Origin of the sequence: Sphingopyxis sp. QXT-31, assembly GCF_001984035.1 — a bacterium.
Classification (GTDB): Bacteria; Pseudomonadota; Alphaproteobacteria; order Sphingomonadales; family Sphingomonadaceae; genus Sphingopyxis.
In genome coordinates this window covers 2328336-2346862 of the sequence record NZ_CP019449.1, presented here as the reverse complement: position 1 = coordinate 2346862, position 18527 = coordinate 2328336, and the positions used below count along the sequence as shown (strand labels likewise).

Genomic DNA, 18527 nt, shown 5'->3' with positions numbered 1-18527 from the left:
TAGGGATGCGGCCCGGCGTTGGCAATGCACGCTTCGACGGGCGGGCGGCGGGGAGGGGGCGAACGGCGTCTGCCGGTCAGAGCCACCCCTCTTTTCGATACCAGCGCACCGTCTCGGCCAGCGTCTCGCCCGTGTCGCGTCCAGGGCGCCACAGCTCGGGCGGCGGGCATGCGCCGGTGGCGGCGACCCAGTCGGGGTGCGCGATGTAGCGCGCGCGGTCGGGGGTCAGCTTGGCGCGGCCGCGGCGCACCAGCTTGTCGAGCCGCCCGCCCGCCTTGAGCACCGCGGCGGGCACCGACAGCGTCGAGACATGGCTGCGCCCGACCGCGCGACCGATCATCCGCGCAAAGCTACGGTGCGACCAGCCGCCGGGCTTGCCGTCGTCGGGTTCGTAGGTCTGGCCGATGCTCGCATCGCGGTCGGTCGCGAGCGCGACGAGCAGATGCGCGAGTTCATCCACATAGATCGCCGACATGCGCCCCGCCGGGGGCAGCAGCGCGATGCCGCGCCGCGCCATGCGGAACAGGTCGAGCATCTCGGTATCGCCGGGGCCGAACACCGCGGGCGGTCGCACGATCGTCCAGTCGAGCCCGCTCGCCTTGACGATTGTCTCGGCGCGCGCCTTCGACCAGCTGTAGTTCGAAATGTCGGGCTCGCGCGCGGCGAGTGACGAGACATGGACGAAACGCGCGATCCCGGCGCCGCGGGCGGCGTCGACGACGTTGCTCGTCGCGGTGGCGTTGCCCGCCTCGAAGGCGGCGCGGGTGGGCACGTTCACGACGCCCGCGATATGCATCACCGCGTCGCTGCCCGCTGCCATTTCGGCGAGGCTGTCCGGCTGGTCGAGCGCGCCCATGATCCAGGTCACGCCCTCGCGCGCGGGCTGCGGGCGGCGGGTGAGCGCGCGGACGTGCCAGCCCTGCTCCAATGCGTGGCGCAAGGTTGCGCCGCCGACAAAGCCGGTCGCGCCGGTCATCGCGAGGGTGGGGGTGGTCACAGCAGCACCATATGGTCGCGGTGGACCATCGCGGTGCGCGGGGCATAGCCGAGCGCGGCCTCCTGCGCGTCGCGGCCGAGGCCGAGGATCGCGGCCGCGTCGGCGTCGGGATATTCGGACAGGCCGCGCGCGACGACGCGGCCGTCGGGGCCGGCGATGTCGAGGATGTCGCCGCGCGCGAAATGTCCCGACGCCGCGGTGACCCCTGCCGCCAGCAGGCTCGCGCCGCCCTGCAGCGCCTTCGCCGCGCCGGCGTCGATGGTCAGCCGGCCCTTGGCGGTCAGCCCGCCCGCGAGCCAGGCCTTGCGCGCACTCGCGCCCTTTTCGGCGACGAACAGGCTGTGGCGCGCCTCGGTGGACAGCGGGCGGTCGATATGGCCCGACACGATGGCGAGATGCGCGCCGGCGGCGTTGGCGATGCGCGCCGCCGCGATCTTCGACACCATGCCGCCCGACCCCATGCCCGACGCCGATCCGCTGTCGGCCATCGCCTCGATGCTTGCGTCGATGCGCTCGATGCGCGCGATATGCTGCGCGCCCGGCTGCGCAGGGTTGCGGTCGTAGAGGCCGTCGATATCGCTGAGCAGGATCACCCCGCCCGCCGCCGCCGCCTGCGCGACGCGCGCCGCGAGCCGGTCGTTGTCGCCGAAACGGATTTCCTCGGTCGCGACGCTGTCATTCTCGTTGATGATCGGCACGACGCCGAGGCCGAGCAGGCGACCCAGCGTCGCGGCCGCGTTGAGATAGCGACGGCGATGCTCGAGGTCGTCTAGCGTGACCAGCATCTGCGCCGCGGTGAGGCCTTCGGCGCCGAGCACCTCGGCCCAGACCTGGCTGAGCGCGATCTGCCCGGTCGCGGCGGCCGCCTGCGCATCCTCGAGGGTCGCGCGGCCACCCTTGGCGAGCCCGAGCCGGCGCGCGCCCAGCGCGATCGCGCCCGACGAGACGACCGCGACCTGCTGGCCCGCCTTGGTCCGTGCCGCGATGTCGGCGGCGATCCCCGCCAGCCAGTCGCGCCGCACCGCGCCGTCCGGATCGACGAGCAGCGCCGAGCCGATCTTGACGATCAGGCGGGAGCAGGAGGCGGGGGCAAACAACATGCCGCCGCCGATAGCGCGGCAAATGCGCGGCGCCAATGCGAATATAGGGGCGATGCGGCGGCTTTGGGGTGGGGAGCGGACGCTCTTAATCCTCCCTGCGGCGAAGCCGTGGGGAGGGGGACCATGCGAAGCATGGGGGAGGGGTCGAGGCCTTGGGCGTCGGCTTCAGCCCGCCACCCCCCCACCACCGCCTGCGGCGGCGGTCCCCCTCCCCATCGCTTCGCGACAGGGAGGATTAAGATTACCGCCGCCCGAAACCCGTCGCCTTAGCGTTCGCCGCCGAAGGTGTAGCTGAGCGCCACGCCGACCGATGGCTGGTCGCGCGAGCCGAGCTGGCGCACGATCGGCGAACGCGCGGCGTCGCCGACGAGACGGTCGTAGCGGCCGTAGACGGCGAAACCCCAGTTCGGGCTCAATTGCCGGAGGTAGCCGGCGGTCAGGCCGACGGCATGGATGCCGCCGTCGAGGTCGTAAGCCGGAAGTCCCGACGTGGCTGCCGCGGCCGGACTGACCCCGAAATAGGCGCGCTGATATCTTCCGTCGCCCAGCGTGACGCGCGGGCCGATCGAGAAGAGCCAGTCGTCGCCGTCGCGCGCGATATAGTCGGCGCTGACTTCGCCGACGAAACCATCATGGCCGCCGAGGCCGCGCCGCGCTTCGGCGCGGAGGCGGAAGCTGGGCGTTGGCGACACCTGCGCGAAGCCACCCGCCTCGATCGTCAGCCCGACCTTGGGCAGGTTCGCGCCGACATCGGCGGCGGTACGCTTGCCGACGAAGCCGAAGGCTGGGCCGAAGGCGAATTTGCCGCTCTGGATCAGCGGCGCACCGAAGCTTTCGTCGGCGGCCTCGAAGGTGAATTCGGTGCCGACGCGCTCGCGCGACAGGTCGACATAGGGGCCGATCGAATATTGGTCGGCGCCGGGCCACGACGGCGCGAGTTGCGGGCCGAGGATGATGCGGGTGCGCTTGGGCGCTTCGCCGTCCTCCTGGGCATGGGCCGGGATTGCGAGCGCGATCAGGGGAAGGGCGGCGAGGGCGATGCGGCGGATGGCCATACGGAACTCCTTGATGTTCCTAGGTCAATCCGCCGCGGCGCGCATCGTTCCTAAACTGGCGACCATCCGCGGTCGCCGTTGCCGTCGTCCTCGGGGTCTTCGCCCGCCTTGTCGCCGGCGATGATCTCGAGCAATTTGTCGAGCACGGGTTCGAGGCCCGCGCCGCTCGCGCCCGACAGCGCCATCACGGGGTGGCCGCTTTCCTCGGCGAGTTCGGCGGAGAGCGCGGCGACCAGTTCGTCGTCGAGCGTGTCGATCTTGTTGAGCGCCACGATCACAGGCTTGTCGATCAGGTCGGCGCCATAGGCCTCGAGCTCGTCGCGCACGATGCGGAAGCTGGTCGCGACATCCGCGTCATTGGCGTCGACGAGATGGAGCAGCACGCGGCAGCGCTCGATATGGCCGAGGAAGCGGTCGCCGACGCCGGCACCGTCGGCGGCACCCTCGATCAGGCCCGGAATGTCGGCGACGACGAACTCATTGCCCTTGTGGCTGACGACGCCGAGCTGGGGGCGGAGCGTGGTGAAGGCATAAGCGCCGACCTTGGCCTGCGCATTGCTCACCGCGTTGATGAAGGTCGATTTGCCCGCGTTGGGCAGGCCGACGAGCCCTGCGTCGGCGAGCAGCTTGAGGCGCAGCCACACCCACATTTCCTCGCCCGGCCAACCCGGACCGTGCTGGCGCGGGGCGCGGTTGGTGCTGGTCTTGTAGCTCGCGTTGCCGCGCCCGCCGTCGCCGCCGCGCAGGAAGACAAGGCGTTCGCCCTCCTTGGTGAGGTCGGCGAGCAGGCTGCGCTCCTCATCGTCGTCCAATATCTGCGTGCCGATCGGCACCTGGATGACGAGGTCGGGGCCGCCCGCGCCGGTGCGGTCGCGGCCCGCGCCGGGGGTGCCGCGCTTGGCCTTGAAATGCTGAGTGTAGCGAAAGTCGATGAGCGTGTTGAGCCCCGCGACCGCCTCGAAGATCACGTCGCCGCCCTTGCCGCCGTTGCCGCCGTCCGGTCCGCCATATTCGACATATTTCTCGCGCCGGAACGACACGGCGCCGGGGCCGCCATCGCCGGACTTGATGAAGATCTTGGCTTGGTCGAGGAAATGCATGGCGGGGGCCTTTGGGCGCGGGAAGCTGGAACTAAACCTCACAACCCGCTCGTGTCGAGCGAAGTCGAGACACCCCGCAGCACGGCGCCAAGCCGAGCGGCATCTCGACTTCGCTCGATGCGAACGGGGTGGGGAAGGCGGCGCCTTAGCGCCTTCGGCCGGATATTGCCAGTTTTGTCATCGCGGCGCGCGCGGATCGGCGAAACGCATCGCCGCGGCGCCGGGCCGAGGCAACTTTGCGCGCTGCCGGTCGTTGGGCTGCCAAGATGCCGGCTATCGTCGGTATCGTTTTTCCCGAAAGGATTTCAAATGTTTGACAACAAGAACGTCAGCACGCTCAATTCGCTCATCGCGACGACGCTCGACAGCGTCGACGGCTATCGCAAGGCCGCCGAAGAGGCCAATGCCGCGCAGTTCAAGGATCAGTTTCTGAGCCGTGCGAACGAGCGGCAGGCGGTCGCGACCCAGTTTCAGGCCAAGGTTCGCGAACTCGGCGGCAATCCCGAGGACGACGGCACGGTGCTCGCGTCGGCGCATCGCGCCTTCCTTGGCCTTCGCGACGCGCTGACCGGGGACCGCAACGACAAGGCGGTCGTCGCCGAAGTCGAGCGCGGCGAAGACCATATCAAGGCGAAGTTCGAAAGCGCGCTGAAGGACGACGATCTCGATCCGTCGGTTCGCCAATTGATCCAGACGGGGTTCACCTCGGTCCGCGAAGGCCATGACCAGATGTCGGCGCTCAAGCACCAGCTCAACGCCAGTTAATCCGGCTCCCGCTGGACGACAAGGAACGGCGGTCCCGGTAAACCGGGGCCGCCGTTTCTCATTTTCCGCCGTGCTCGGCCCAGAATTTGGCGATGCGCCCGGTGATCAGTTCGGTCGCGAGCACGCGCGAGGTGTCGCGCGGCAGGTCGAGCGCCTCGGCCATGGGCCCGCCGAGCTGGGCGTCGCCGAGCGCCATCAGCACCAGCGCCAGCGTATCCTCGTGCATCAGGCGCTTTTCATGCGCGTCGGGGGCCATGCCGTCGATCAGCCGATGGATCGCCTCGACGATCGGGTCGAGCGCGTCTTCGTTGCCCGTCGCCGCCATCCACGTCGCGAGCGCGCCCGCGCCCCCTTCGTTGAACGCGTCGAAGGCGAGGTCGACGATCTCGCGCACATTGCGCTCGCCCGGTGGCGATTCGGCCATCTTCCTGCCGATCGTCGCGCAGACGGTTTCGGCCTGATAGGCTGCGAGCGCTTTTTGCAGCCCCGCGGCGCTGCCGAAATGGTGGAGCAGATTGGCGTGGGTGCGGTCGATCCGCGCCGCCACCGCTTTTAAAGTGACCGCCGCGGGCCCCATCTCGACCAATATCGTCCGCGCCGCCTCGAGCGCCGCCGACCGGCTCTCCTCGGGGCTCAGGCGCTTTTTTGCTACTATTGACACCACTGTAAGTAACCTTTAACATTCACCCCATAGGACGTCCCCACGCCCTTCCTCTCCTTTTCGACGGTGCAGCCCATATGTCCAGTCTTTCCCACAACCCGACCCCCGCCGACCTTGCCATCACCCCGCGCGACATGCGCTTCGGCCGCGACGACCGGCAGGGCCGCTGGTGGCTGAACGGCGACCCGATCGCCTCGGCCTTCCACACCGCGCTGTCGGTCACCTTCCCGCGCGGCGAGGCGATGTTCATCGAAGCGGTGAAGGCGCACCGCGAGGGCGTGCCCGATAAATTGGCGCGCGAAATCCGCGCCTTCACCCAGCAGGAGGTGATCCACAGCCGCGAGCATGTCGTTTTCAACAAGAAGGCGGCGGAGGCGGGTTACGACCTCAGCGAACTCGAGAACGACGTCAACCAGGTGCTCGACCTGATCAAGCAGCGCCCGCAGATCGTCAACCTGATGGCGACGATCGCGCTCGAACATTATACCGCGATGATGGCGGCGGTGATGCTGAAGGACCCCAAGATGTACGCGGGGGCCGAGCCCGAATGGGCCGCCTTGTGGAAATGGCACGCGATCGAGGAGATCGAGCACAAGGGCGTCGCTTACGACACCTGGCTGCATGCGACGAAGGACTGGAACCGTTTCCGCCGCTGGCGCGCCAAGTCGATCATGATGCTGCTGGTCACCAGCCGCTTCTGGCCGAAGCGCGTCAAGGGGATGAAGGCGCTGCTGAAGCAGGATGGGCTGACCGGCTGGCGCGTCACCGCGCGCATCTGGTGGTATCTGCTCGGCAAGCCCGGGGTGCTGCGCCGCAGCTTCCTGCCCTGGCTCAGCTATTTCCTGCCGGGCTTCCACCCGTGGAACCACGATGACCGCGCGCTGATCAAGCTCCATGAAAGCGATTATGCCGATGCGGTGATGCCGCAGCATAGCTCGGCCTCGGCACCGGCGCGCGAGGAATTGGCGGCGGCCGCCGCCTGACGGGCTCGCGAAGGCGGAGCCTCCAAAGGGCTCTCTCTCTCCCCATATTCGGGGCTTCGCCTTCGCGGGAACCGCGCGGCTTGTCGCGGGGCAAGCACGCTGTTAGCCCGGCGCGATGTTCACATCGCCCCCGATCATCGAGACCCCGCGCCTGCGCCTGCGCGAACATCGCCTCTCCGACAAGGCTGACCATATCGCGATGTGGGCCGACGAGCGCGTGACGCGCTTCATCGGCGGCGAGCCCCGCGCGCCCGACGTCAGCTGGGGCAAATTCCTGTCGGCCGCCGGGCTGTGGCCGGTGATGGGCTATGGCTATTGGGTGTTCGCCGATAAGGTTACCGATAAATTGATCGGCATGGGCGGGCTTTCCTATTTCGCCCGCGGCATCCTGGAACTGGAGGGCCAGCCCGAGGCCGGCTGGGCCTTCGACGCCGACCATTGGGGCGGCGGCCTCGCGACCGAGGCGATGGGCGCGGTGCTGGCGTGGGCCGATGCCTACCTCGACGCGGCGGAGGTGCGCTGCATCATCGAGCCTGGGCATGGCGCATCGGAGCGCGTCGCAGCGAAGCTGGGGTTTGTGCCGATCGGCGAGAGCGACGTACTGGCCGAGGTGGTGAATATCTATGCGCGCGTGCGGGGCGGATAAATCCTCCCCGCCTGCGGGGAGGGGGACCGCGAAGCGGTGGAGGGGGTTTTCGTTCTCGCGCAGCGTCGGCAAGCCTCAATAGCCCCCTCCGTCAGCGCTACGCGCTGCCACCTCCCCGCGAGCGGGGAGGATTGAGGGTCAGGCCAGCTCCACCACCAGCACGCCGCCGTCGGCGCTCACCACCCGCACCTTCGTCCCTTCGGCCGCGTCAGGCCCGCGCACCGGCCATTCGCCGTCGCCGACTTTCGCGCGGCCGCGGCCGTTTTCGATGCTGCGGGTCAGCGTCAGCACTTCGCCGACCAGCCGGGCGCCGCGCTGGTTGAGGTGCGGGTCGGTGGTCGTGATCGGGTTCGCCTTCAGCCAGCGGCGAGTCGTGTAGAGCGCGACGAAGGACAGGATCGCGAAGATGACGAGCTGCAGCGGGATGCCGATCGGCAGCACCCAGGCGAGCAGCCCGGTGGCGATCGCCGCGGCGCCGAGCCAGACGAGGAAAAAGCCCGGCGCGACGATCTCGGCAGCGCAGAGCAGCACGCCGAGCGCGAGCCACGCCCAGTGGGGGTCGAGATTGGCCAGCCAGTCGGGCATCTCACTGCCCCCCGTTGCGGCTCGCCAGCGCGTCCTTGGCAAGCTCGCCGATACCGCCGAGCGTGCCGATCAGCTGCGTCGCCTCGACGGGGAAGAGGATCGTCTTGGCATTGGGGCTGGTCGCGAACTGGCTGACGGCCTCGACATATTTCTGCGCGATGAAGTAATTGATCGCCTGCGCGTTGCCGCCGGCTATCGCGTCGGACACCATCTGCGTCGCCTTGGCTTCGGCCTCGGCCTCGCGCTCGCGCGCCTCGGCGTCGCGGAAGGCGGCCTCGCGGCGGCCCTCGGCCTGCAGGATCTGGCCCTGCTTCTCGCCCTCGGCGCGCAGGATTTCCGACGCTCGCATGCCCTCGGCCTCGAGGATGTTGGCGCGCTTCTCGCGCTCGGCCTTCATCTGCCGCGCCATCGCGTTCGAAATGTCGGCGGGCGGGCGGATGTCCTTGATCTCGACGCGGGTGATCTTGACTCCCCACGGCGTCGTTGCATCATCGACGACGTGCAGCAGGCGGGTGTTGATCTCGTCGCGCTTCGACAGCGTCTCGTCGAGGTCCATCGAGCCCATGACGGTGCGCAGGTTCGTCGTCGTCAGGTTCATGATCGCGAGATAGAGGTCGCTGACTTCATAGGCGGCCTTCGCGGCGTCGAGCACCTGGAAAAAGACAACGCCGTCGACCGCGACCATCGCATTGTCCTTGGTGATGATTTCCTGGCCCGGGATGTCGAGCACCTGCTCCATCATGTTCACCTTGCGCCCGACGCGGTCGAAGATCGGCATGATGAAGTTGAGGCCGGGCTGCGCGGTGTGGGTAAAGCGTCCGAACCGCTCGATCGTATAGGCATAGCCCTGCCGCACGGGCGTCAGCGCCCACAGTACGAACACCAGCGCCAGTACGACCCCGGCAATCGCCACATAACCCATCGTTCATCCCCCTCCGCAAATATCCACCTGCAAGTCCTTCTTTATTGCGGCTTTGGGCCCTTTGCGCCAGACAAAAGCGCATGGCCGACTTCACCCCCCGCTCGCTCCTCTATGTCCCCGGCTCGAACGCGCGCGCGCTTGAAAAGGCGGGCGGGCTCGCCGCCGACATGCTGATCGTCGACCTCGAGGACGCGGTGCCCGCCGAGCGCAAGGCCGAGGCGCGCGAGGCGATGCGCGCGGCGGTGATGGCGGGCTTTCCCGGCAAGCGCGTCGCGGTGCGGATCAACGGCACGGGCAGCGAGCATCAGGCGGCGGACATCAACGCGGTCGCGGGGTTGACGATCGATGCGGTCGTGCTGCCCAAGGTCGATGCGATCGCCGATCTCGAGCCCGCGCGCGGGCTGGGTTTGCCGCTGCTCGCGATGATCGAGACGCCGGCCGCGATCTACGCCGCGCGCGACATCGCCGCCGATGCGTCGGTCGCGGGGCTGATCGCGGGGCTCAACGACCTCGCGCACGAACTCAAATTGCCCGATGGCATGGACCGCGGCGCGATGAGCCACGCGATACAGGCCATTGTCCTTGCCGCGCGCGCGGTCGGGGTATGGTGTTTCGACGGCGTCTATAACAAGATCGATGATGCCGGGGGTTTCGCCACCGAGGCGGGCGAGGGGCGGCGGCTGGGCTTCGACGGCAAGACGCTGATCCATCCGTCGCAGGTCGACCCGTGCAACGCCGCCTTCGCGCCGTCGGCGCGCGAGATTGCTGCCGCCGAGGCGCTGGTTGCGGCCGCCACCGGCGGCGCGCAGCGGCACGAGGGGCGGATGATCGAGGACATGCACGTCGCGGCGGCAAGGGCGCTGATCGAGCGGGCGGGGCGATAGACGACCCGCTGCTTTCGACGAACGCGTCTTGCCCGGCTTTCGCGGTCGTGCCATGCCGCGCGCCCATGCACGCAACTAAATTTCGCGCCGCGATCGCGGCCGTCGCCCTCCTGGCCTTCGCCGCCCCCACCGTCCACGCCAAGCCCGTCGATGCCCCGGTCACCGAGGCTGAGCTTGCCGCCGACATCAGCGTCCTCGCAAGCGATGCCTTCGAGGGGCGCGCGCCGGGGACCGAAGGCGAGGACCGCACCATCGCGTGGATCGTCGGCCAATGGGCGAAGCTGGGGCTCGAACCCGTGCCGGGCAGCGCGACGCCTTGGCTGCAGCCGGTGCCGCTGGTCGAAAGCCAGTCGGTCGATGGCAGCGTCCAGTTCAAGGCCAAGGGCCGCGAGGTCAAGCTTGCCGCCGACAGCCTGATCCTGACCGGACGTGACCCGTCGCTGGCGCTGGCTGATGTGCCCGTCGTCTTCGTGGGCTATGGCGTCGACGCCGGGGGCAAGGTCAATGCCGATGTCGCGGGTAAGCTCGCGATCCTGCTATACGAAAATGCGCCCTTCGGCGAGAAGCTGCCGCGCTACCGCGAGCGGCGCCAGATGCTCGCCGATGCCGGCGCCGCGGCGGTGCTGGTGGTCGCGCCGGACAGCATGTCGTGGGAGAACCTCAGCGCCTCGCTCGGCAGCAAGACGGTGCGCCTCGCGAGCGCCAAGCCGGGGGCGCAGGCGAGCGGCTTTATCGCGCAGCCCGCGCTCCAGACGCTGCTCGGCAAGCAGGCCGAGGGCGCGCTGACCGCAGCCAAGAGCGCCGATTACCGCGGCCTCGCGTTGCCGCTGACCGCCGATCTGTCGGCGACGACGACAGTGCGCCCCTTCGCGAGCCATAACGTCATCGCCAAGCTGCTCGGCGCCAAGCCCGACGGCAAGGCGGTGCTGTTCCTCGGCCATTGGGACCATCTCGGCATCTGCGGCGAAGAGGGCGACGCCGACCGCATCTGCAACGGCGCGGTCGACAATGCGAGCGGCATTGCGGTGCTCAACGCCGTCGCCAAGCGCCTGACGGCGGGTCCGCGCCCCGACCGCGACATCTATTTCATGGTGACCACCGCGGAAGAAAAGGGGCTGATCGGCGCCTATTATTTCGCCGACCATCCGGTGGTGCCGCTGACCGACATCACCGTCGCGCTCAACATCGACACCATCGCGATCTCGCCGCGCGGCACGCCGGTGGCAACGATCGGGCGCGGGCGCCCGGCCTATGACGCGGTGATCCGCAAGGTCTCGACCGATTTGGGGCGCAAGCTCGACGAAGATGGCGAGGCCGACGCCTTCGTCCAGCGCCAGGACGGCTGGGCGCTCGGCGCCAAGGGTGTGCCGTCGCTGATGGTCGGCGGCAGCTTTTCGGACATGAAGCTGCTTGAGGCGTTCCTCGGCAGCGACTATCACCGCGCGACCGACAATTTCAGCGATGCGATCCCGCTCGGCGGCGCGGCGGAGGACGCCGACCTGCACGTCGCGCTGGGGCGGGCGTTTGCGGATACGAAGGTCTGGAGCGGCACCGAGAAGTAAAGGGGCGCCGTCCCCGGAGAGGGGCGGCGATCTCGCGACTTAGGCCGCCTGCTTTGCCCGCTCGGCCATTTCCTGGTTGAGCATCTCGGCCAGCAGAAACGCCAGTTCCAGCGACTGCCCCGCGTTCAAACGCGGGTCGCAATGCGTGTGATAGCGGTCGGCGAGGTCCATCTGGGTCACGTCCATCGCGCCGCCGGTGCATTCGGTGACATTCTGGCCGGTCATCTCGATATGGATGCCGCCGCCATGTGTGCCCTCGGCGCGGTGGACGGCGAAGAAGCCGCGCACTTCGGCGAGGATGCGTTCGAACGGGCGCGTCTTGTAACCGTTGGGCGTCTTGATGACATTGCCGTGCATCGGGTCGCACGACCAGACGACGGGGTGCCCCGATTCCTTCACCGCGCGCACCAGCTTGGGCAGATGCGCCTCGATCTTGTCGTGGCCGTAGCGCGTGATCAGCGTCATGCGCCCCGCGACATGGTTCGGATTGAGCGTATCGAGCAGGCGCAGCAGCACCTCGGGCTCGAGGCTCGGGCCGCATTTCATGCCGACCGGATTGCCGATGCCGCGGAGGTACTCGATATGCGCCGAACCCTCGAAGCGGGTGCGGTCGCCGACCCACAGGAAGTGGCCTGAGGTGTCGTACCAGCCGCCGGTCAAACTGTCCTGCCGCGTCAGCGCCTGCTCATAGGGCAGGAGCAAAGCCTCATGGCTGGTGTAGAAGCTGGTGCCCTTGATCTGCGGCACCGTTTCGGGGGTCACCCCGCACGCTTCCATGAAGGCGAGCGCCTCGGAAATGCGCGCCGCGGTTTCCTGATATTTCTTCGCCCAGGGGCTGCGGTCCATGAAGTCGTGCGTCCAGGCGTTGACCTGGTGCAGATTGGCATAGCCCCCGCCGGCAAAGGCGCGCAGCAGGTTCAGCGTCGCCGCCGACTGGTTATAGGCCTTGACCATGCGCTGCGGATCGGGGGCGCGGCCCTCGGCCTCGAAGGCGATGTCGTTGATGATGTCGCCGCGATAGCTCGGCAGTTCGACCCCGCCGATCTCTTCCATGTCGGCCGAGCGCGGCTTTGCGAACTGCCCCGCCATGCGGCCGAGCTTCACGACGGGCATCTTCGACGCAAAGGTCAGCACGACCGCCATCTGGAGCAGCACGCGGAAGGTGTCGCGGATATTGTTCGGATGGAATTCGGCGAAGCTTTCGGCGCAGTCGCCGCCCTGCAGCAGGAAGGCCTTGCCCTCGGCAACGCGGCCGAGATCGCGGGTCAGGTCGCGCGCTTCGCCGGCAAATACCAGGGGCGGATAATTCGACAGCTCGCGCTCGGCCGCGGCGAGCGCGGCGTCGTCGCTGTAGGTGGGAAGCTGGCGGGCTTCGTGCGAGCGCCAGCTGTGCGGCTGCCATTGCTGTGTCATACCAAAAAATCCAAAATCCGAATCGCGCGCCGTCATGGCGCGAACCCGCGCGGGAGGCAAGGATAGCTGGATTAGCATCGGCGGCGCTTTTGCGCACCTATGCTTTTCTTTGCGCCGAAAAACTGATAGTTTGCTATGGTTTCGGGGCCGGCGACGGGGAAAGCGCGGCCGGACGTTCGGCAATCCGTAACCTTATACACTTAGTGGCCCTGGTGTAGGGGCTGCATAGCGAAAAGATGGATATGGCGAGTTTGGATCCCGCATGGCTGGGGTACGGTGCGCTGCTCGCAGTCCTCGCGACCAGTTTCGCCGCGCGCCTCGTGCATGTCCGGATCGGGCTGGCGATCGCCACAGTCTTCGCGCTGCCGATCGCGATCTCCCACTGGCCGGGCCCCGGCTATTCACTGCTCGTGATCCTCATCGCCGCGATCAATCTCGGGCAGGCGGTGCGCGGACGGATCGGCGATAGCCAGATTCGCTTCACCCCGGAGGAGCAGGAACTGCGGCGGCTCCATTTCGATAAGCTCGGCGCAGCCGACGTGCGCCGGCTGATTGACCATGGCCACTGGATTTCGGCGCGGCGCGGCGAAGTGCTGATCCGCGAGGACCAGGCGGCGCCCAGCCTCTTCTACCTCGCCGACGGCACCGCGACGATCCGCCGCGAGGGCGTCGACGTCGGCACGCTTGCCGGCGGCGCGCTGATCGGCGAAGCGACGGTGCTCGACGGCAGCCATGCGACGGGCACGGTGCTGCTCGCCAGCAACGCGCGGCTGTGGTTCATGCCCGCCGCGGCGCTGCGTGCCTATCTCGGCGCCAATCCCGACATCGCCGCGGCGCTTCACGAAGGTTTCGCGCGCGCGCTGCGCGGCAAGCTCGCCAGCGCCAACGCTCGCATTGCCGACTTGCCGCCTATCGCTTAGGGTCTGCCGCATATTTGTCATCGGCAGCTTCTAGCGTGGGTTTACATGGTACTGACTCTCTACGGAATTCCCAATTGCGACACGGTAAAAAAGGCGCGGCGCTGGCTCGATGCGGAGGGCGTCCCGCACGCGTTCCACGATTTTCGCAAGGACGGGCTCGACCCCGCGAAGCTGCAATTCTGGATCGATGCGATCGGCTGGGAGAAATTGCTCAACAAGGCCGGGACGACCTTTCGCCAGCTGCCCGACGCGGACAAGGCGGGGCTCGACACAGGCAAGGCCAAGGCGCTGATGCTCGCGCAGCCCGCGATGATCAAGCGGCCGGTGGTCGAGACCGACGACGGGGTGAGCGTGGGCTTTTCGGCCGACGAGTGGCAGCAGCGCTTTGCATGATCCGGCGCCCCGCCGCGCTGTTCGCGCTGCTGCTCGCGGCATGCGGAGCTGAGCCGATGGCGGCGCAGGCGCCCACCCTCGACGGCCAGCCGGCAATCCTGATCGCGCACCGCGGTGCCTCGGGCGAGCGGCCCGAGCATACGCTGGAGGCGTACAAGCTCGCGATCGAACTCGGCGCCGACTATATCGAGCCCGACTTGGTTTTGACCAAGGACGGCGTGCTCGTCGCGCGGCACGAGAATGAGATTTCGGAAACGACGAACGTCGCCGACCATCCCGAATTCGCGTCGCGCAAGGCGACGAAGACGATCGACGGGCAGGAGTTCACCGGCTGGTTCACCGAGGATTTCACCCTCGCCGAACTCAAGACATTGCGCGCGAAGGAACGGTTGCCGCAGCTCCGCTCGACCGATTATGACGGGCGCTACGAGGTGCCGACCTTCGACGAGATCCTCGATCTGCTCGTCGCGGCCAACAAGGGACGCAAGGTCCCGATCGGCGTCTATCCCGAGACCAAGCATCCGAGCTATTTCATCAAGATCGGCCTGCCGCACGAGGCGGCGCTGCTCGCGGCGCTGGGCAAATATGGCTATAAGGGCCGCAGCGCACCGGTGTTCATCCAGAGCTTCGAGGTCGCGAACCTGAAAGCGATCCGCGGCAAGAGCGACCTGCCGCTGATCCAGCTGATGGACGCCGAGGGCGGGCCCGCCGACGACGCCAAAACCAGTTACGCGGCGATGGCGACGCCAGTCGGTCTGAAAGCCGTTGCGGCCTATGCCGACGGCATCGGGCCCAACAAGGCGATGGTGATCCCGCGCGGCGCGTTCGGCACGCTCGGCGATCCGACCAGCCTGGTCAGGGACGCGCATGCCGCGGGGCTCAAGGTCCATCCCTGGACCTTTCGCCGCGAGAATTATTTCCTGCCGCTGGGCGACAAGACGGGGATCGATCCGGCGGGGCACGGCGACCTCGGTGCCGAGATTTCGGCGTATCTCAGGACTGGCATCGACGGGCTGTTCAGCGACAACAGCCGCGAGGCCGCCGCGGTGATGAAAGGCAAAGAATGACTGATCGCCCCCTCGGCAACAGCGGCCTCTCGATCCGCCCTTTCGTGCTCGGCGGCAATGTCTTCGGCATGACCGCGGGGCGCGATGCGAGCTTTGCGGTGCTCGACCGCTTCATGGAAAATGGCGGCGGGATGATCGACACCGCCGACGTCTATTCGGCGTGGGTGCCGGGCCATAAAGGCGGCGAGTCCGAAAGCATGATCGGCGCGTGGCTGAAGGAAAGCGGCGCGCGGGATCAGGTGCTGATCGCGACCAAGGTCGGGATGATGCCCGGTGGGCTGAAACCCGAGCGCATCCGCGAGGCGGTGCAGGGTTCGCTCGAGCGCCTCGGCGTCGAGACGATCGACCTCTATTTTGCGCACAAGGACGACCCCGACGTGCCGCTTGACGAGGTGCTCGGCGCCTTTGCCGAATTGCTCGATGCGGGCATCGTTAGCGCCATCGGAGCGTCCAACTATTCGGCCGACCGCCTCGCGGAGGTGCTGCGCGTCGCCGACGAGAAGGGCCTGCCGCGCTTCACCGCGATGCAGCCCGAACTCAACCTGCTCGATCGCGGGCAATATGAAGGTCCCCTGCAGAATTTGTGCATCGCCGAGGGCCTCGGCGTCGTGACCTATTTCAGCCTCGCTTCGGGCTATCTGTCGGGCAAATATCGCAGCGAAGACGATATCGGGAAAAGCGCGCGCGGGCCGCGCGTCAAACCCTATATCGAAGGCAAGGGCCCGGCGATGCTCGCGGCGATGGACGCCGTCGCCGCCGAAACCGGCGCGACGCTGTCGCAGATCGCGCTCGCCTGGGTCGTCGCGCAGCCGGGCGTGAACGCGCCGATCGCCAGCGCGACGAGCGCCGAACAGCTCGATGAGATCATGGGCGCCGAAGACCTGGTGCTGAGCGACGCGCAGCTCGCGGCGCTGACCGCGGCGGGGCGGGACTGATCGCGTCACCGCTGACGGCAGGTATTCGGGCGTTAGCTGTCGTTCGCAGGGTTATGCTCTCTCCCCTTGAGGGGAGAGATACGCAGGCTTGGCAGCTTGCTGCCTAGCCGGAGTTGAGAGGGGCTTCCGACCGCCAGAGGCGTCCAAGCACCCCTCTCCAAGCTTCGCTAGCTCCTGACGGAGCAAGCTGCGCTATCCTCTCCCCTCAAGGGGAGAGGGCTTTACGGCAGCTTCCCACCCCAAAGCCGCCGCTCCCCACGCCTCAAATATTCGGCCCGGCATCCGCCCCGGGGAGAGCGTGATGCCGGGCCGGCGCGGCCGCGCGGCTCAGCTATTCCCGTCAGTCCACTGGAACACCGCCTCGAGCGGCTTGTCGAAGCAGCGCGCGATGCGGAAGGCGACTTCGAGCGAGGGCGAATATTTGCCCTGTTCGATCGCCGCGATCGTCTGGCGGGTCACTCCGACGCGGTCGCCGAGCTCGCCCTGCGTCATCTCGCCCGCCAGGAAACGCAAAGTGCGGATGTCGTTGGTGAAAGGGAGACTAGCCATGCCAGCCCCTCCGATAGCTGATCAGCACGACGACGCTGTTCACCAGCTCGGCGAGGACGATCGCGAACAGCCCGGCGTTCGCGACCGGCACCCCGCTCTCGACGAAGGGCAGATAGACCCCGACGACCATCATCCCCACCAGCAGCACATAATAGCCCGCGGTCGCCCCGCGGCGGCGGATCGCGCGGTCGCGCTCGTCGGCACGCACGCGCTCCGACTTCGGCGCCTGCGCCGAGAGGATGATCGTGCCGATGATGACGGTGACCGCATGCGCGATGGCGATCGACCCGAACAGCCACAGCATCGGAAACACCTCGCGCCCGGCGGGATGGCCCGAGAGCAGGAGCCCGAAATAGAGGGCATAGGCGGCGGCCATCGCGATGACGTTCAGCCAGGCGGTCTTTTCACGGAAGTTCATCGACGAGTCTCCGGGTTCGGCGTCGGCAAGCTGCCGCGCGGATTCGAGGATCGCGGGGGACATGGTTCAATAGCCCCGGCGATAGAGGTAGAGCTGGGTGCCGATGCGCACGAGTTCGGCGACGACGAGCGTCGCGAGCATCATGTTGAGCTGCTGCGCCTGGCTGACGCCCCAGAAGATCAGGAAGATGTTGACCCAGATGCCGACGACGAGCGGGTAATAGGCATAATGGGTGCCGCGCATGTGGAAGCTGCGGTCGCGTTCGTCCTCCTTGAGGTCGACCTCGGCGCGGTTGCGGATCGCGAGGAAGGCCGTCGCAACCGTCATCGCGACGATGATCGCGATGGTGACGGGCACGAGTAGCCCCGCGGTCGCCCACACGCCCGCGGGGCTGTCGGCGATCTGCCAGGGATAGACGAGGAAATACCAGCCAAAGGCAGCGGCCATCGTCACCAAGGTGACCCAGTGAATCTTCTCGCGGAACGCCATTTCAAACTCCATGTCAGGTGATTCGAACTCTATGTCTGTTATTTTTAACATGAAGTCAAGATGGAATGACATGGCCCCGGCTTTGCCGCTTTCGCGTTCCCGCTTAAGCCGCTAAGCCGCCGACCCATGTCCACGACCTCCAAAACGCTCACCTTCGACACCTCGACGAGCCGCGCGAACCCGACGCCGCAGCCGATGAAGCGCCTGACGGTGCCGCGCATCCGCCAGCGCAAGGGCGGCGAGCCGATCGTCATGCTCACCGCCTATACGGTGCGCCAGGCGCAGCTGCTCGACCCGCATTGCGACATGCTGCTGGTCGGCGATTCGCTGGCGCAGGTGATCTATGGCCTGCCGCACACGGTCGGCGTGACGATGGACATGATGGCGCTGCACGGCGCCGCGGTGGTGCGCGGCAGCTATCATGCCGCGGTGATCGTCGACATGCCGTTCGGCAGCTACGAGGGCAGCCCGCAGCAGGCGTTCGACAACGCCGCGCGGCTGCTCAAGGAAACCGGCGCGGCGGCGGTGAAGGTCGAGGGCGGCAAGGTGCTGGCGCCGACGATCGAATTCCTGACCCAGCGCGGCATCCCGGTGATGGGGCATGTCGGGCTGACCCCGCAGGCGGTCAACATCCTCGGCGGCTATGGCGTGCGTGGCAAGAGCGCGGAAGAAGCGCGTTCGATCGTCGAGGATGCGGTTGCGGTGGCGCAGGCGGGCGCCTTTTCGATCGTCATCGAGGGCGTGCTCGAATCGATCGCGATCGAGATCACGAACAAGGTCGCCTGCCCGACGATCGGCATCGGCGCCTCGAAGGCGTGCGATGGCCAGGTGCTGGTCACCGACGACATGCTGGGCATGTTCGAACGCGTGCCCAAGTTCGTCAAGAAATATGGGGATCTCGCCGGCGTCATCGGCGGCGCGGTCAAGGAATATGCCGACGAAGTCAGGTCCCGTTCATTCCCCACCGAAGATCAGATCTACGCCGGATAAGCCGGGCGAAGCGGTGGCGCCGACAAAGTGAAAAGCTTGGCCTTTTCCGGACGCGTCGCTAAGGAAACCACCGGCCGCGCCGTCGCGCGGTCC

General features: G+C 67.6%; 21 protein-coding genes. 10 read left to right on the top strand and 11 right to left on the bottom strand.

From position 1 onward, the window contains the following. Positions 1 to 76: 76 nt before the first annotated feature. The 4 genes from BWQ93_RS11190 to obgE all read right to left on the bottom strand — a co-directional run bounded on the left by BWQ93_RS11190 (position 77) and on the right by obgE (position 4252). A complete protein-coding gene (locus BWQ93_RS11190; protein WP_077030617.1) occupies positions 77 to 976 on the bottom strand; it encodes an NAD-dependent epimerase/dehydratase family protein in 900 nt (299 codons plus the stop codon). Between the two features lie 17 nt (positions 977 to 993). Beyond that, positions 994 to 2097: a glutamate 5-kinase gene (proB, locus tag BWQ93_RS11185; protein ID WP_077032344.1), complete on the bottom strand. Its 1104-nt coding sequence runs from the start codon at positions 2095 to 2097 to the stop codon at positions 994 to 996. Between the two features lie 266 nt (positions 2098 to 2363). After that, the gene (locus BWQ93_RS11180) at positions 2364 to 3152 is read right to left on the bottom strand and encodes a MipA/OmpV family protein (protein WP_077030616.1); all 789 of its coding nucleotides are present in this window, start codon (positions 3150 to 3152) and stop codon (positions 2364 to 2366) included. Positions 3153 to 3202: 50 nt separating this feature from the next. After that, positions 3203 to 4252, bottom strand: coding sequence for a GTPase ObgE (obgE, locus tag BWQ93_RS11175; RefSeq protein WP_077030615.1), 1050 nt, complete (start codon positions 4250 to 4252; stop codon positions 3203 to 3205). Positions 4253 to 4561: 309 nt separating this feature from the next. On the opposite strand from obgE, the gene BWQ93_RS11170 reads away from it, so the two are divergent. Further along, positions 4562 to 5017 carry a PA2169 family four-helix-bundle protein gene (locus BWQ93_RS11170; protein ID WP_077030614.1) on the top strand — a complete coding sequence of 152 codons (456 nt, stop codon included), beginning with the start codon at positions 4562 to 4564 and terminating at the stop codon, positions 5015 to 5017. Between the two features lie 58 nt (positions 5018 to 5075). Here BWQ93_RS11170 and BWQ93_RS11165 read toward each other — a convergent pair whose 3' ends face one another. Beyond that, positions 5076 to 5672 carry a TetR/AcrR family transcriptional regulator gene (locus BWQ93_RS11165; RefSeq protein ID WP_077032343.1) on the bottom strand — a complete coding sequence of 199 codons (597 nt, stop codon included), beginning with the start codon at positions 5670 to 5672 and terminating at the stop codon, positions 5076 to 5078. Between the two features lie 83 nt (positions 5673 to 5755). Here BWQ93_RS11165 and BWQ93_RS11160 point away from each other — a divergent pair, with 83 nt between their 5' ends. Together BWQ93_RS11160 and BWQ93_RS11155 are read left to right on the top strand one after the other, a co-directional pair. Beyond that, complete coding sequence (locus BWQ93_RS11160) at positions 5756 to 6661, top strand: metal-dependent hydrolase (protein WP_077030613.1); 906 nt, start codon at positions 5756 to 5758, stop codon at positions 6659 to 6661. 115 nt (positions 6662 to 6776) lie between these two features. After that, entirely contained in the window at positions 6777 to 7307 is a 531-nt protein-coding gene (locus BWQ93_RS11155) for a GNAT family N-acetyltransferase (protein WP_077030612.1), read from the top strand. Between the two features lie 138 nt (positions 7308 to 7445). Here the strand turns inward: BWQ93_RS11155 and BWQ93_RS11150 are convergent, their stop codons facing one another. Beyond that, complete coding sequence (locus BWQ93_RS11150; RefSeq protein ID WP_077030611.1) at positions 7446 to 7892, bottom strand: NfeD family protein; 447 nt, start codon at positions 7890 to 7892, stop codon at positions 7446 to 7448. Position 7893: 1 nt separating this feature from the next. Continuing rightward, a complete protein-coding gene (locus BWQ93_RS11145) occupies positions 7894 to 8814 on the bottom strand; it encodes an SPFH domain-containing protein (RefSeq protein WP_077030610.1) in 921 nt (306 codons plus the stop codon). An 80-nt stretch (positions 8815 to 8894) separates the two neighbouring features. On the opposite strand from BWQ93_RS11145, the gene BWQ93_RS11140 reads away from it, so the two are divergent. After that, the gene (locus tag BWQ93_RS11140; protein ID WP_077030609.1) at positions 8895 to 9698 is read left to right on the top strand and encodes an HpcH/HpaI aldolase/citrate lyase family protein; all 804 of its coding nucleotides are present in this window, start codon (positions 8895 to 8897) and stop codon (positions 9696 to 9698) included. A gap of 65 nt (positions 9699 to 9763) precedes the next feature. After that, on the top strand, positions 9764 to 11260 hold the full coding sequence (locus tag BWQ93_RS11135) for a M28 family peptidase (RefSeq protein ID WP_077030608.1): 1497 nt from the start codon (positions 9764 to 9766) through the stop codon (positions 11258 to 11260). Positions 11261 to 11299: 39 nt separating this feature from the next. Here BWQ93_RS11135 and BWQ93_RS11130 read toward each other — a convergent pair whose 3' ends face one another. Then, a complete protein-coding gene (locus tag BWQ93_RS11130; protein WP_077032342.1) occupies positions 11300 to 12673 on the bottom strand; it encodes a class II 3-deoxy-7-phosphoheptulonate synthase in 1374 nt (457 codons plus the stop codon). Positions 12674 to 12915: 242 nt separating this feature from the next. Between BWQ93_RS11130 and BWQ93_RS11125 the strand changes: the two genes are divergently transcribed. The 4 genes from BWQ93_RS11125 to BWQ93_RS11110 are packed head-to-tail and all read left to right on the top strand — an operon-like array spanning position 12916 to position 15988. Further along, entirely contained in the window at positions 12916 to 13593 is a 678-nt protein-coding gene (locus BWQ93_RS11125; RefSeq protein ID WP_232314595.1) for a cyclic nucleotide-binding domain-containing protein, read from the top strand. 45 nt (positions 13594 to 13638) lie between these two features. Further along, a complete protein-coding gene (locus tag BWQ93_RS11120; RefSeq protein WP_077030606.1) occupies positions 13639 to 13986 on the top strand; it encodes an ArsC family reductase in 348 nt (115 codons plus the stop codon). Continuing rightward, positions 13983 to 15053 carry a glycerophosphodiester phosphodiesterase gene (locus BWQ93_RS11115; protein ID WP_077030605.1) on the top strand — a complete coding sequence of 357 codons (1071 nt, stop codon included), beginning with the start codon at positions 13983 to 13985 and terminating at the stop codon, positions 15051 to 15053. Before BWQ93_RS11120 ends, BWQ93_RS11115 begins: the two co-directional genes overlap by 4 nt. Then, positions 15050 to 15988, top strand: a complete 939-nt coding sequence (locus BWQ93_RS11110; protein ID WP_077030604.1) for an aldo/keto reductase — start codon at positions 15050 to 15052, stop codon at positions 15986 to 15988. The genes BWQ93_RS11115 and BWQ93_RS11110 overlap by 4 nt, the downstream gene beginning before the upstream one ends. 327 nt (positions 15989 to 16315) lie before the next feature. On the opposite strand, the gene BWQ93_RS11105 is transcribed toward BWQ93_RS11110, so the two are convergent. From BWQ93_RS11105 to BWQ93_RS11095, 3 genes are read right to left on the bottom strand one after another with little or no spacing between them, the layout of a single operon-like run. Continuing rightward, a complete protein-coding gene (locus BWQ93_RS11105) occupies positions 16316 to 16537 on the bottom strand; it encodes a helix-turn-helix transcriptional regulator (protein WP_058810251.1) in 222 nt (73 codons plus the stop codon). Beyond that, the gene (locus BWQ93_RS11100) at positions 16530 to 17018 is read right to left on the bottom strand and encodes a hypothetical protein (protein ID WP_232314594.1); all 489 of its coding nucleotides are present in this window, start codon (positions 17016 to 17018) and stop codon (positions 16530 to 16532) included. The genes BWQ93_RS11105 and BWQ93_RS11100 overlap by 8 nt, the downstream gene beginning before the upstream one ends. 3 nt (positions 17019 to 17021) lie before the next feature. Continuing rightward, the gene (locus tag BWQ93_RS11095; protein ID WP_077030603.1) at positions 17022 to 17444 is read right to left on the bottom strand and encodes a hypothetical protein; all 423 of its coding nucleotides are present in this window, start codon (positions 17442 to 17444) and stop codon (positions 17022 to 17024) included. 126 nt (positions 17445 to 17570) lie between these two features. Here BWQ93_RS11095 and panB point away from each other — a divergent pair, with 126 nt between their 5' ends. Then, positions 17571 to 18434, top strand: a complete 864-nt coding sequence (gene panB / locus BWQ93_RS11090; RefSeq protein WP_077030602.1) for a 3-methyl-2-oxobutanoate hydroxymethyltransferase — start codon at positions 17571 to 17573, stop codon at positions 18432 to 18434. Positions 18435 to 18527: the final 93 nt, after the last annotated feature.

Coding starts and splice junctions, on each gene's coding strand:
- BWQ93_RS11155 (WP_077030612.1), top strand. CDS start 6,777: ATGTTCACATCGCCCCCGATCATCGAGACCCCGCGCCTGCGCCTGCGC.
- BWQ93_RS11140 (WP_077030609.1), top strand. CDS start 8,895: ATGGCCGACTTCACCCCCCGCTCGCTCCTCTATGTCCCCGGCTCGAAC.
- obgE (WP_077030615.1), bottom strand. CDS start 4,252: ATGCATTTCCTCGACCAAGCCAAGATCTTCATCAAGTCCGGCGATGGC.
- proB (WP_077032344.1), bottom strand. CDS start 2,097: ATGTTGTTTGCCCCCGCCTCCTGCTCCCGCCTGATCGTCAAGATCGGC.
- BWQ93_RS11120 (WP_077030606.1), top strand. CDS start 13,639: ATGGTACTGACTCTCTACGGAATTCCCAATTGCGACACGGTAAAAAAG.
- BWQ93_RS11095 (WP_077030603.1), bottom strand. CDS start 17,444: ATGGCGTTCCGCGAGAAGATTCACTGGGTCACCTTGGTGACGATGGCC.
- panB (WP_077030602.1), top strand. CDS start 17,571: ATGTCCACGACCTCCAAAACGCTCACCTTCGACACCTCGACGAGCCGC.
- BWQ93_RS11115 (WP_077030605.1), top strand. CDS start 13,983: ATGATCCGGCGCCCCGCCGCGCTGTTCGCGCTGCTGCTCGCGGCATGC.
- BWQ93_RS11190 (WP_077030617.1), bottom strand. CDS start 976: ATGACCGGCGCGACCGGCTTTGTCGGCGGCGCAACCTTGCGCCACGCA.
- BWQ93_RS11110 (WP_077030604.1), top strand. CDS start 15,050: ATGACTGATCGCCCCCTCGGCAACAGCGGCCTCTCGATCCGCCCTTTC.
- BWQ93_RS11130 (WP_077032342.1), bottom strand. CDS start 12,673: ATGACACAGCAATGGCAGCCGCACAGCTGGCGCTCGCACGAAGCCCGC.
- BWQ93_RS11170 (WP_077030614.1), top strand. CDS start 4,562: ATGTTTGACAACAAGAACGTCAGCACGCTCAATTCGCTCATCGCGACG.
- BWQ93_RS11180 (WP_077030616.1), bottom strand. CDS start 3,152: ATGGCCATCCGCCGCATCGCCCTCGCCGCCCTTCCCCTGATCGCGCTC.
- BWQ93_RS11150 (WP_077030611.1), bottom strand. CDS start 7,892: ATGCCCGACTGGCTGGCCAATCTCGACCCCCACTGGGCGTGGCTCGCG.
- BWQ93_RS11160 (WP_077030613.1), top strand. CDS start 5,756: ATGTCCAGTCTTTCCCACAACCCGACCCCCGCCGACCTTGCCATCACC.
- BWQ93_RS11125 (WP_232314595.1), top strand. CDS start 12,916: ATGGCGAGTTTGGATCCCGCATGGCTGGGGTACGGTGCGCTGCTCGCA.
- BWQ93_RS11145 (WP_077030610.1), bottom strand. CDS start 8,814: ATGGGTTATGTGGCGATTGCCGGGGTCGTACTGGCGCTGGTGTTCGTA.
- BWQ93_RS11100 (WP_232314594.1), bottom strand. CDS start 17,018: ATGTCCCCCGCGATCCTCGAATCCGCGCGGCAGCTTGCCGACGCCGAA.
- BWQ93_RS11135 (WP_077030608.1), top strand. CDS start 9,764: ATGCACGCAACTAAATTTCGCGCCGCGATCGCGGCCGTCGCCCTCCTG.
- BWQ93_RS11105 (WP_058810251.1), bottom strand. CDS start 16,537: ATGGCTAGTCTCCCTTTCACCAACGACATCCGCACTTTGCGTTTCCTG.